Source organism: Chryseobacterium tructae (genome assembly GCF_030409875.1).
In the GTDB taxonomy this organism is placed as follows: Bacteria; Bacteroidota; Bacteroidia; order Flavobacteriales; family Weeksellaceae; genus Chryseobacterium; species Chryseobacterium tructae.
On record NZ_JAUFQR010000001.1, the window covers coordinates 1,821,808 to 1,834,442 of the forward strand.

Annotated in this window: 12 protein-coding genes; 1 reads left to right on the plus strand and 11 read right to left on the minus strand. The window is 35.2% G+C overall.

The genetic code is table 11. The annotated features are described in order from the left end of the window. Positions 1-81: 81 nt before the first annotated feature. From QWZ06_RS08930 to QWZ06_RS08940, 3 genes are all read right to left on the minus strand, one after another. A complete protein-coding gene (locus QWZ06_RS08930) occupies positions 82-1,965 on the minus strand; it encodes a type VI secretion system Vgr family protein (protein WP_290297332.1) in 1,884 nt (627 codons plus the stop codon). 319 nt (positions 1,966-2,284) lie between these two features. Further along, positions 2,285-2,623, minus strand: a complete 339-nt coding sequence (locus tag QWZ06_RS08935; protein WP_290297334.1) for a hypothetical protein — start codon at positions 2,621-2,623, stop codon at positions 2,285-2,287. 25 nt (positions 2,624-2,648) lie between these two features. Further along, a complete protein-coding gene (locus QWZ06_RS08940; protein WP_290297335.1) occupies positions 2,649-2,795 on the minus strand; it encodes a hypothetical protein in 147 nt (48 codons plus the stop codon). 238 nt (positions 2,796-3,033) lie between these two features. Here QWZ06_RS08940 and QWZ06_RS08945 point away from each other — a divergent pair, with 238 nt between their 5' ends. Further along, positions 3,034-3,600 (plus strand): REP-associated tyrosine transposase, encoded by a 567-nt coding sequence (locus QWZ06_RS08945; RefSeq protein WP_290297337.1) that lies wholly within the window; start codon positions 3,034-3,036, stop codon positions 3,598-3,600. 574 nt (positions 3,601-4,174) lie between these two features. Here the strand turns inward: QWZ06_RS08945 and QWZ06_RS08950 are convergent. The 8 genes from QWZ06_RS08950 to QWZ06_RS08985 all read right to left on the minus strand — a co-directional run bounded on the left by QWZ06_RS08950 (position 4,175) and on the right by QWZ06_RS08985 (position 12,286). Continuing rightward, positions 4,175-4,645 carry a hypothetical protein gene (locus tag QWZ06_RS08950; RefSeq protein ID WP_290297339.1) on the minus strand — a complete coding sequence of 157 codons (471 nt, stop codon included), beginning with the start codon at positions 4,643-4,645 and terminating at the stop codon, positions 4,175-4,177. 119 nt (positions 4,646-4,764) lie between these two features. Next, positions 4,765-5,829 carry a serine hydrolase domain-containing protein gene (locus tag QWZ06_RS08955; RefSeq protein WP_290297341.1) on the minus strand — a complete coding sequence of 355 codons (1,065 nt, stop codon included), beginning with the start codon at positions 5,827-5,829 and terminating at the stop codon, positions 4,765-4,767. A gap of 38 nt (positions 5,830-5,867) precedes the next feature. Then, positions 5,868-6,833, minus strand: a complete 966-nt coding sequence (locus QWZ06_RS08960; protein WP_353960008.1) for an alpha/beta hydrolase — start codon at positions 6,831-6,833, stop codon at positions 5,868-5,870. 284 nt (positions 6,834-7,117) lie between these two features. Then, a complete protein-coding gene (locus QWZ06_RS08965; RefSeq protein WP_290297343.1) occupies positions 7,118-9,514 on the minus strand; it encodes a TonB-dependent receptor plug domain-containing protein in 2,397 nt (798 codons plus the stop codon). Positions 9,515-9,723: 209 nt separating this feature from the next. After that, positions 9,724-10,308, minus strand: coding sequence for a YdeI/OmpD-associated family protein (locus QWZ06_RS08970; RefSeq protein ID WP_290297345.1), 585 nt, complete (start codon positions 10,306-10,308; stop codon positions 9,724-9,726). Positions 10,309-10,433: 125 nt separating this feature from the next. Further along, positions 10,434-10,958: an AAA family ATPase gene (locus QWZ06_RS08975; RefSeq protein WP_290297347.1), complete on the minus strand. Its 525-nt coding sequence runs from the start codon at positions 10,956-10,958 to the stop codon at positions 10,434-10,436. A 155-nt stretch (positions 10,959-11,113) separates the two neighbouring features. Next, positions 11,114-11,902 carry a PhzF family phenazine biosynthesis protein gene (locus tag QWZ06_RS08980; protein ID WP_290297349.1) on the minus strand — a complete coding sequence of 263 codons (789 nt, stop codon included), beginning with the start codon at positions 11,900-11,902 and terminating at the stop codon, positions 11,114-11,116. A gap of 57 nt (positions 11,903-11,959) precedes the next feature. After that, positions 11,960-12,286, minus strand: a complete 327-nt coding sequence (locus QWZ06_RS08985; protein ID WP_290297351.1) for a hypothetical protein — start codon at positions 12,284-12,286, stop codon at positions 11,960-11,962. Positions 12,287-12,635 lie beyond the last annotated feature (349 nt).

The following is a 12,635-nucleotide window of genomic DNA, read 5'->3' on the forward strand; positions in this document are numbered from 1 at the left end:
TTGGATTGGATTCAATGGTTGAGGTGATTATCATCTTTGCGGGTGGCCAATGAAAAATTGACTTTCATCCCTCGGATAGATTTAACCCTTACTTACTTTAACGTCTTTTCCGCCCTGGAATACAGCCAATGAAGTTCCTCTCAGTTTCAAATCACCTTTTGAGGTCTGTATGTCGGCTTCTCCGGAAATGCTTTTAAATTTACTGCCTGTACTTTCTGTTTGATCCTGTTTTACAGTAACGATTTTATTTTCAGAGGTCTGAGTATATCTCTTTGTAATCGATTCGGTATGATCATTTCCTATATTCAGCGTGCTGTCCTGTCCAATTTTGGTGGTCATATTCCTTCCCACTGAAATGTGCATATCTTCTCCTGCCGTGAAAGTCATATTCTTCGGTGCGGTAACATTGATATTCCCCTGGCCATCCATAAAATAGGTATTTCCACTTGGGTCTTTAATGGTAACACTTCTATCAGCATCATTCATTAACACCTTAATACCGCTTCTGGTCTGTATAGACTTCAGATGATTGTCAAGGCCTCCGCCCAGACCTACCTGCCCATGAAACATCCCTCCCATAGCAAATGGAAAATCAGGGTTGTGGTATTCAAATCCTACCATGACCTGATCGCCAATTTCAGGAACGGCTACAAAACCTCTGTTTTGGGTGATTGCATCTGTTCCTCCTGCATCAGGGCTCATCATTCTGATAAAGTGGGTGGTATCATTTAGCTGCCAGTCGAACCTTACCTGTACTCTTCCCTGATTCAATGGGTCTACATTGGAAATCACGGTGGCTACTTGTGGTTCTGCTTTAGGCATTTCGAAATCAGGTTTTGGCATAAAACCCGTTCCTTCAGCAATAGCTTCAAAGCTTCCCTTATAATATCCTCTTGCATCCACTTCATGGCTTACTTCTGTAATCATTAATGTTGTAAAATGAGAAGTTTCATTGCTGTCGGTTTTTCTCATTGCCAAATCTGCCACACAGCCAATATAAAGGAACGGAACAGTGGTCTTTCCCGAAACGGTAAAAACCTCTACGGCCTTACTTCCTCTTGCACTTTTCTGGGAATCATCAACATCAAGGAATACGTTGGGGTTGATAGGAGTAGGGGTTAATGAACGGGTGGTAAATATAGTATCATTCAGTTCATAGGCTTTGGAAGAGAGTTCCCCCAAATGGTTGATTTTATCATCAGCACCCACCATTTTGGTATGCCTGCTGCTGTTATAGCCAAAATATTCAGGTTTGGTATGAACGGCTCTCAGTTCAACGTTCACATCAATGACATTGCTGCCATAGACCAATAGGATAGGTTTTTCAGAAGGCGGAAGCTTGCCAAAATGAAGGATTTCTCCATCATAGTAAAACTGCTCACCATAGGCTTCTGCAATCCTTGTCAGATAATTGTAATGCGTTTCGTTGTATTGAGCGCTGTAGCTGATATAACTTTTGTTCTGGGTATCTATCCTGAAATCAAATTTGCTTGTTCCTAAAGTTTCCTTGATAATCCGGTCTGCAATAATATTGGTATTCACAGACTGGCCACCACCAAAACTTTGAGTATGAGGAGCTGCATCCATCAGAATCGTAGGACTCATTCCTTTTAAGATAATATTTCCCAGACTCATTTTTTCCTGACTGAAGGCTACTTTGGTAATGATGCCCACAAATGTTCTTTCAGGGGTTTCATTTTCGTAATCTTTATATCTAAAAATAATGGTGATTCTTTTTCCTAAAAACTTTTGGGCCTGCTGAAGGTTGTGGTTTTGTACCTCCCCTAAAGAGTCATGAGCCAATACCAGTTCAAAATCATGGTGCTTTCTTGCACTCTGCTGCAAACGAAAGTGTTTATAGTGATTGATAGTCTTGCCCTCAACCACAATTTCCAGCTTTACCACACGGTTGATGCCCGAAATGTGGTTTTCTGAAACTTTCTCAGAATTTGAGGTGTTTTTCATAATATTTGGTGCGTTTTTTTAGCGGTCTTATGTCACCGAAGTTAGATAAAAAAAATATTACAAAATGTAAATTTTCGTTAAATCTGAAAAATTGTAGTAAAACTACGATTGTTTTATTTAAATGACTTTAAATTAAACGCTTGAAGCAAGTCTTGGGAATTAGGAAGCTCTAGTCTGGAAAGTAAGTTTTACAGTATTGTTTAAGGTTTGCTTGAAATAAAATCTCCGAAGTCGGGAGACTTCGGAGGGTGGGATCATTGTGTCAAATGAGCTATAATCAAATAATTAGTTTTGTCAAATAAAAAATTTGTTGTTATAACTATTTAATTTCAATTTTTTCAACTATATCATTTAGATTATAGATTAGATAATAGGTTAGCATTCCAATAATCATTGATTTAGAGTTTTTGTCCTTATTACGTTCAAAATTAAGAGAAACATAGTCGTCTCCAAATCTAAAATAGAAGGGCTCATTTTTAAATTGTTCCTTTATATGAGTAAACAATGGAAGTTCTACATTGTCTTTAAGATTTATTTTTCTTTCAAGTTTAGCCCAAGTGGTTGAATCTTCAACTAAGCTATCGAGAATTTTTTGCCTAAACTTTTTTATTTTATCATCTGTTGGATTCTCAATTTTAGGATAAATAAGCATTTTCATATTTCTAGCTTTTATTTTTGTTGTATTATTTTGAATCTCCTGGTTTATGTATATGAGGTTTTAATGCAGGATGCTTTGGCTTATTTGCAGGTGTTACTCTAGGTCTTTTGTCAGGAGTACCATCTTGTTTATTAGGTTTTGGCCCGGGTTTAATTGCTTTAATTGTTTCCATAAAAATGATTTATTAATTAGTAATCACAAAACTATAGAATTTATGTAGTAGTAAATTACGGCTTCCCGTAAACAGCAAAAATAAAAATCATCTTAAAATTTTGCATCAGTACTTTCATGGAATTTCTTACAGATTTCAAAGAAATATATTTTTCCCCTCGCTGCCGCACGATTGCATCGTGTGGTTTTATCTCAACCATTTTCTCACAAAGTTTTTTATATTTATGAAAACATAATTGATGAGTCGTAATTACAAATTTCACAATCCTGAAGGATTATATTTCATAAGTTTTGCTGTCGTAGGTTGGTTGGATGTTTTTATTAGAAATGAATACAAAGAAATTCTATTAGAAAGTTTAAGGTTTTGCCAACAGAGTAAAGGAATGGAAATACATGCATGGTGTATCATGTCAAGCCATGTACATTTAGTTTTCAGAAGTGTAAATGGACAAAAACCTGAAGCTCTGATTGGTGATTTGAAACGATTTACAAGCAAGGCAATTGTGGCAGCAATCAAAGAAAATCCTAAAGAAAGCAGAAAAGAATTCTTATTAGATTTCTTCCTTAAAGAAGGTGCAAAAACTTCGAATGTAAGTCAATATCAATTTTGGAGACATGATAATAACCCTATTGAGTTGTGGAGCAACAGAGTGATTCATCAGAAGATTAATTATGTACATCAAAACCCTGTGGAAGGGGGGTTAGTTTTTCGTGCGGAAGATTATAGATACAGTAGTGCTATAGATTATTCTGATGAAAAGGGTCTTTTAGATGATATTGTTGTTTTCAGAATGTTTGATTTGTAATATAGAAACCACACGATGCAATCGTGCAGTAGCAGGGTACATCAAAACCCTGTGGAGGCGGGTTTAGTTTTTCGTGCGGAAGATTATAGATATAGTAGTGCTATAGATTATTCTGATGAAAAAGGAATCTTAGATCATATTGTTGTTTTTAGAACATTTGATTTATAATATAAAACCACACGATACAATCGTGCGGTAGCAGGGGGTGTATATAAGAATCTACCGGAAAGAAATATCATCAATCCGTATATCCATTTGATTAAAATGCTGGATGCTGCACATCTTATTCTGGAAAGGAGAGGAGTGAAAGATCCTTTTTCTGAAACAGATATATAAATCTTGGGTAGGTAAAATGCTTTTGCTTTGTGTGAAGAAGATTTGTTTGGGATATCCTTGTCAAGGTTTTAAACCTTGACAAGGATATTGTTTATTTTTTACTAACATTTTCTAAAATATCGTAGCTGATTAATTTTTTTTAACCACATAGATACATAGGAATAGCTTTATACATTTAAGAAATCTATGTGCCTGTGTTGTTAAAATTTAGCGGTTGCAAGTTGAATCAGCTTTATAACTAGCGTACAAGATATAAGATCCCGGCAGCAATTCCGGCATAAATAGTAAACGTAAGAAGATTAGATAAAGGTTCTGAAAAACGTTTTTCTGCAATTTTTTCGCTATTGATCTGATTCTTATGGAATTTCAGCGTCTTTTTAGGGCTATTAACCGGATGTACGACCAAACTGTCGCTTTCCCATCGGTCAACAATGACTTTATAGCTTCTGCCATCAACATCAATTTTAACATTTTTACTAGGGGCAAGTTTCTCTTGAATATTGATTGGGGCAGGCGCTTCTTGTGAATTCAGGCTTTGAAGTTCAGATGTTGCACTCTTCATTTGCATGGAAGCATTATTAGCGGAAGCTGAGTTCTTTTTCAATTCTTGCCTATTGTCTGTGGTAGGAGCCGCTGGCTTTTTTACCTGATAAGTATAGCAGCTGGTAAGAGAAAATAATATAATGATGAGATAAAAATTCTTTTGCATTGCCTAAATTTAAGAATTAAACGGAATATTTAGCATTTTCTTTTGAAAAATACTGTTAAAAAGTTTTGTGATGTTTAGATCTCCGTGTATTGTTTGGCTTATTATTATTTTAATACCTATTACGGTTTATCTTTTATTTCCGGAAGTTTAATTTCTTTATTATAAAGCAGGTCAACGACATTTTGTATGAATTCTTCTTTTTTAATGCGTTCTCCATTAGTAACATAAGCGATGGAGAGATCAGCTTCTTTGTTGTAAATAAGAATGGCATGGGATCCTAATGTATCACCACCGTGACCATAAAATATAAGGTCATTAAAATCCCAGATCGCGATACCTCTTCCCCAATTTTCTTTTCCCGGTACAGGCAGCATCAATGCCAGAGATTCTTTTTTTAGGAGCTTATTATGGAATAAACTATTGATGAAAATATTCAGGTCATAAGGAGTCGCAGAAACATCGCCCACACCAATTACATTGAGTAAGTTGATCTCTTTTTTCAGAACCGTCCATGAATTATTTTCATATCGATAAGGTAGAAATACATTTTTTTGATCCGGTTTGAAGGAAGCTAGATTTTTTAGTCCCAGAGGTTGTACAATTTCTGAATAAAGTATTTGGTAAAATAGTTTTTGGTGCTTGTTTTCAAGAATTTTAGTCAGGAGATAATAAGCAGAGTTTGAATAGGCTACTTTCTCACCAGGCTCAAAGCTTTTCCCTTGTTTGATGATGAGATCCATAATTTCCCGATCATTGGTCTTTTCTGTTACCCAAACTTCTCCGTCTTTTACAACATAACTTCCCAATCCGCTGGTATGCTCTAATAAGTTTTTGATGGTTATGATATCTGAATTTGGAATTTCCGGATAAAACGCTGACAGTTTATCATTTAAATCTAATTTTTTAGCTTCAATTAATTTAAAGATTAAAACAGCGGTCATCATCTTGGTAACAGAACCTACCTGATATCTGGTGTTTTTATCATACGTTAATTCAGGAATATGTTTTTGACCGAAACTTTTAGCATAGACTTCTTTCCCTTTTTTAAATACCGACAAACGACCCACTCCCAAATTGTTGTTTTCAATGTAATTGAAATAATTATTTAATTTTTCAGAATGAATGGTTTGCGAAAAAAAGTAATTTGATATAAGAAGGGCTAAGAATGCAATTGAGGTTTTCATGATGAATAGGTTTATTAGTTGCTGATATGATTGGATTCTTAATTTGTATTTATACTTCTGAATATTTTATATTGAGTATCTACCACTGTCTGATTAAAGCCATGAGCTGCCTTGGGTAATAAAAAGTATTCCTTTTTAGGAGCTTTTATCGCATTGAAATATTTTGTAGACATTTCTTTGGGAGTCAGGATATCCTCATCACCCTGAATAAGATAAACAGGAATTTTAAAATGTAAGTTATCTTTCATCATATCAATGGATTCTGCCATGGCTTGTACTCCAAGTTTCTTGTCACCAACAAAATTAACAAATGAGTAATCATCTCCATTTTCTCTATCTCTATTATCCTTGTCATTATCATAGGCAGGATCTAGTGCAAACCAATTTTTTGGAGCAGGCGTAGAATTGGCTTTTTCATACTTTTTAATGACTCTGTAAAGCTGGCCTATATTTTTTGCACTGGAATAAGGAGGGTGTCCTATGGTATTCAATATCTTCAGAGCATCATTGTCATTGCTGTCTTCAGCCATTTTGTAAAGTTTTGAATATCGTTCTGTGCTGAAGTTCGGATTGACGATTTGGGAATGTCCTACATAAGCATAAAATAGTTGTGGAGCCTGGGATACGATCTTTACTCCAAGGGCGGATCCCCAGGAGGTACCAGAAAGAATTATTTTTTTCTTTCCAAGATGTTTCAAAAGATATTCAGAAAGGGCAACGCCGTCATCAGTCATTTGCTGTAAGGTAAGCGGGTGAGTTTGTAAATATTCCGGAGAGAGTTCTTCAGGTGGATTATTATGGCCATACGTTCTTCCTGATCCGCGCTGATCCCATTGAACAATAATAAAATCTCTTTCCAGGTCTTTGTATAAAACATCAATATAAGGCGTAATAGGACTTCCCGGACCGCCATGAATGAATAAAATAATAGGTTTGGATGGATTTCCGCTGATGGTAACCCATTGTTCGATTCCATTGATAGGAATATATTGTTCTTCATGAATGGGGCTTTAGCAGTTGTATAATGCGGGTTTTCCATTGCTTGTGCAGGAGCCAGAGATGAAAAAAGGACTGAAAGCAGAAGAACAGACAATTTAATTTTCTTAGTGATCATGGATAGTTGGATAGTTTAATTTGAACCGGCTTAAATCTAGGCATTAATTCAAAAATTATATGAATTTTATTTAAGTTTTTAATAAACAGACCGTAAAGCTTGTAATAAGTTTGAATTTAAATAATAAAATAGCCTTTCAAGAAAACTGAAAGGCTTTTTATATAGTGAAATATCCTATTTAAAAATTTGCTGATCATAAAGGATATTGTCGTCTTCGTCAAAACTGATGATCAAAACTTTATATTGTTTAGCACTGTCGTTATTGAAAAACTTAATTCTTGGCGGTACGTAATCGCTGTCAAATAAATTAGGGTTCCAATAAAGAGTTTCGCGGGTGTCATTTTCAACCTTCGCATTCTCATCGATCATTTCAACAAGGAATTCGGAAGGTTTATCATAGCCTTTTATAATGGATGAGTTGTTCGTTTGCTTGGTTTCTTTTTCCTTGGCTTTAGATTGCATATTCCCTTTCATCGTATAAATGGCTACTGCATCACCTATTAATCCTGCTCCTTTAAGGATTTTGACCATGGCAATATTGTTTACAGGAAGGGTGGCGATCATTGAAGCATCAGTAGGTACTTCATCTAGATATAGCTTAGCTTGTTGGCCTCGAATATAGGGAACATTAGCACCTGAATTATTTTTTTGGAATGTTAATCCGGCAGCTTTTCCCTGCAGCCAGTCTAAAATATTGGTGTATCCGGCAACAGATTGGTTTTCATTGACAAAGTCAAATATGGTGGAATTCACAGAACTGAACATTCCGCTGGAGAGTTGTTTGTCTAATTCTTCTTTTGGATCTTTCTTTTTTCCTACTAATTTTACCTGTTCAATTTCTACCTCAGCATTTTCTATTTTCTTAGTGTTTTTTTGAGCGTTAATAGCTCTTGAAATGTTTGGCGGAAGTGTTTTGTTTCCACTGTTTTTAACTAATTTATATTTTGTGCTTGGGAAATGACCTGTAAATTCTATGGGATTAACCAGTGGTTCTGCTGTCACAAATAAATTATCCGCATTTGCCTCTTTATTACTATCTGAATTAGCAAATACAGAAACTTCCAATGGATCATCGAAGCTAAGATTATTTAAGTAAACATACCCGTTTTGATCCGTTTTAAATGGATTAATAGAAGGAGCTTCTTTCCCTAATTTCAACATTAAAGTGACAGTAGAGTTGATCATCAGAGCATTGTTTTTAATAGGTTTTACCTTGTAAGAAAGAAATTTTTGAGAATTATTTTTAATGGTTGGCACCGATCCACTCAGGACGGAGTTCCAGTCGAATCTTTTCCAATTTTCAGAAATAAGGAGAGCATCCAAAGCTTCAGTATTGGCACTTTTGGAGAAATACTGTGCCGGGCTGTCTACTTTGGTAGTAAAATCTCCGGTTAACCAAAGCGCACTCAGCATATTTTCTTCTTCAGGCTTATTGCTTCCGTCGTCTTCATTAACTAAAACAGTATAATTTTTAAAATAAGACTCTGGGGAAAGATCAATACTATTGAAAGATCTTGGAGTCTGTTTTATACTCTGGCCTATAATTTCTGCTTTCTCAATCTTTAAATTATTAGGTTTTATAAAACAAAGTCTTTGGGCTACCAGGTTGTCCTGATCATCAAAAATAGTTAATTGTAAAACACCATTCGCACCATTGCTTATTTTTGTAGGAATGAGACTTGAGACTTCATTGTTTATCTGCTTAATATTGGCTTTGTAGGCAAGGTGATTGTTGATAGTTCCTACTACTTTATAGTTTTGAAGCTGTTGTTTTAAATTAACTGCTTTTAAAGTATATTTAACTCCTTCTTTAGAGCTGTTAACTTCTAAATGAAGGCCGCTGTCTGCAACTTGTGGAAGATCTGCTGTTTTAGTTTTTCCAGCGTTATCCTGAATAACAACCTGATATTTTTTTCCTAAACCGGGAGTTATGGTAAAGGCTGCCACATTTTTATCAAAAGATTTAAATGTAGTGATAGGAACCTTCGGGCTTTGGGTATCGATTACTTTTCCTGTCCAGTTTTCCGGCAAAGTAGCATCACTTGATAATCTTACTGCAAATTTTGTAGGAATACCATTAATGAAAGTTCCTCCTTCAGGAAAAGCTTTTGCAGACCAATCTGTACTTTTAGAAATCACTAATGATTCTGGAGAATTGGGATTGTAAACCGGAATGGTCTTTACCATCTGGAAATCCTCGTTAAAATTGGTCATGTAAGGAGTATAGGCTCTTACAAAATAGACTTGTTCAGGAAGATCCTCTTTGAGTTGAAAATCCCCACTGCCTTCGCCATTGGTGAGAAGTACGGTTTTCCAGTCTATTAATTTTTTATCAGCACTGTACAGTTCAACAAATAGAGTTGTAGATAGAGGAGAACGGTTGTAGCCATCAAATACAAAGCTTTTAAACCAGATTTTGTCTCCAGCGGCATATTGGGTTTTGTCGGTCAGTAAGTATACTTTTTCCTGATCGTAATTATTTTCAAGATTGGTAATTGCTTTTTCTAATTTCGTTTGTGCCAGTACAGGCTGTACCATGGAAAGTAGCAATACACCGAATATATTTTTCATAGAAGTCTTAACGCATTTTAATTCATTGCTAATTTAATCAATTAAGACTTCAGAAATTGATATTTATCTTCTTATTTTAAAAGAAAGATATCAGATGAGTGAGATTCCTCTGAATGTGATTTCTTAATTTAGCTTTGAAAGCTATGAGTTACAGAAATGCTTCAGTTGATGAAGTTTCGAATATTTCCGGTTATGTTAAAAATGGAAGACTATCGAAACTGCTCTGGTTTTTGTTTTTTTGCAGCATGTTTTACCAGTTCATTAATACGCTTTTGACGGGTTTCCGGTCGTTTAGCAAAAGTCACCCAGTACAGCATCATTTTTTTTACTGTTTTACTCATGCCTAAAAAATAATCTTTTGAACCGTCGTAGGCTGTAAAAGCATTTTCCAGATCATAAGGGATGAGAAGTTCTTCAACATTGTCCAGGCTTGTCCATGAACCATTTTGCTTTGCAATGTCAATACTTTCAAGTCCGGCGGGCTGCATTAAGCCTTCATCTATAAGTTTCTGAACTTTTTCTTTATTGATTTTAGACCAGTTACTTTTGATCTTACGTTTGCTGTACGACTGCATAAATGAGTTGGAATCGACGGTTTTTCTTGTGCTGTCAATCCAACCAAAACAAAGAGCTTCATCCACAAGCTCACTCCAGCTGACGGTAGGAAGGCCAGATTTTTTAGTATTGCAGATAAGCCATATACTTTGGCATGAACGATGGTTCTGCATCAGCCAGTCACGCCATTCTTGTCTTGTATGTATGATAATGCTCTTTTTTTCTAAATCTGTTGCCATTGTATTGCTATTTTGCTTTTATTTTTTGAAAATTTGATAATCTGTGTCATATGACAGACAGAATTTACATGAAATACCATGCATGATCCAATTTAATACAACAAAATTAGCAGTATCATTGACAGCTATATGTCAGTAGTGGATAAAATTCCATCAAGTACCTGATCTCTGCGATTAGATAATGTACCATTGACCTTAATTACTTTTATTCCAAAATCACTGATCCAATCATAGAGTAAATCATTGACCTGACTTCTGAGTTTTGGAAGCTCTATGTGGTGTAAAGGGATCACATCCGGTTCTTCAATAGAAACAAATATAAAAAGGTCAATTTCAGCAATGATTGCCTGCATTCTTTCAAAGAAAAATTGAATATTTCTGTGGGGATCAAGAACATGCAGATAAGCTAAGATGTCAATGGCGCATCTGTCAAATATCACATGGTCTTCACATTGCGAAATCAGTTTTGATGAATAATTGAATTGTTCAACGAAGTCTTCAGGATCAGGAGTTTCTGAAAATTCATAACCAGATAATTCCATTTGATAATAAGGTTCTGCCTCAAAGGTATAATCCGGAAGATATTCCAGAAGTTCTTCCGCCAAAGTGGTTTTGCCAACGTTGTGGGCACCGAATATTGCAATTCTCATATTTTATTTAATTTTATAATAAACTTTTTCTTTGTGATCTCATGAATGGAAATGTCGAGCCTTTCTTTAAAGATATAAAATGGTTTAGAAAAATAAAAGCACCAATTTCAATTAATTAGTGCTTTTTATGAGGACTTTATTTCTGATAAAATACATTATTCAATCCAAAGATGTCCCATAGAATAAGTTCTGGCTTTACCTGCCACAATCACTCTTTCGCCTTTGTTTTCGCAATAAAGCTGACCACCTCTTTCTGAGAGCTGGCGGGCGAAAAGTTGATCTTTCCCCAATCTTGATGACCAGAATGGAATAAGTGAACAGTGTGCCGAACCGGTTACAGGATCTTCAAGGATGGATGACTGCGGTGTAAAATACCTTGAAACAAAATCACTGTCTGTACCTGCAGCAGTTACAACAACACCTCCCGGATCCAAATTAATAAGATCCAAAATAGATCTTTCAACAATGATCTTTTTGATATCTTCCTCCGATTCGTATACCAAAACATAGTCTCTTGATTTGAAAACTTCTGTAGGTTGTATATTGAGAGACTTTACTATAGTATCCGGAAGAGTAGAGGGTTCAGGCATTCTTGACGGGAAATTCATATAATAAAATCCGTCTTTTACATCTACTATTAACTCACCACTTTTGGTTTCAAAAACGATTCTGCTGTTCGGATAATCTAAGATGGAAGCCAGGCAATGAGCTGTAGCAAGGGTCGCATGTCCGCATAGATCCATCTCTATTTCGGGAGTAAACCATCTTAAGTGAATGGTATCGCCGTTATCAATAAAGAAAGCGGTTTCTGCCACAGCATTTTCACGGGCTATCTTTAAAAGGACTTCATCAGGCAACCAATTTTTCAATGGAACAACGCACGCAGGATTTCCATGGAAAATCTCTTCTGTAAAAGCATCTATTTGATATAATTCTAATTTCATGATTGAGAAAATTTAAGTTGGTAATATGGGGTGATATTATGTGTTGGATATTGAACTTTATGATTGTTTTTGCTTTTTAAACACCGAAAAGCCATCTGATGATTCTTCTCTTTCGGTTGTTTTTAAAGACAATAGGGGATGTTTATTCAGTAATTTTAGGGTAGGCGATTCAAATTTCCAGTTCGGACTTTTATCCAGAAAATAAAAAATACGACCATCATTGGTTTTAATTTCGAAAAAATCATCCGAAAATTTATTCAGAGTATTTCTTACAGGCATATAGGTGATTTCTTCTATTTGCTCAGCAGGATAATGATTTTGATTAATAATAAGGCCATCATCAGTGAGAAAAACATTCGCAGGAGGAAGGTTTTTTTCCAGCATCCGATATTCTGATAAACACACAAGTGGGAAAAAAATGAAACAGAGAATGGTAGGAAAAATTAAGGTAATGGGATCTTCTTCTTGTGTACTTAAAAAATAACATGCCGTTGTGACTATATGAACAAAAATGATAATCGTTCCATACCGGTAAAAGAAAAATTCAAAATAACTAGGGTTTAATTTTTTCACAAATAATAGTGTTTGGTTTTCATGGCCATACAGGCAGAAATTGTATTTAGTTTCATAAAAATACAAAAGTTTATCCTATTATTTATATTGATGTTTTTCAGTATTATAAATAGTTTAGGCTCTTTTGTATATTATTTTGAAGAATGGAGGTAAACATGTT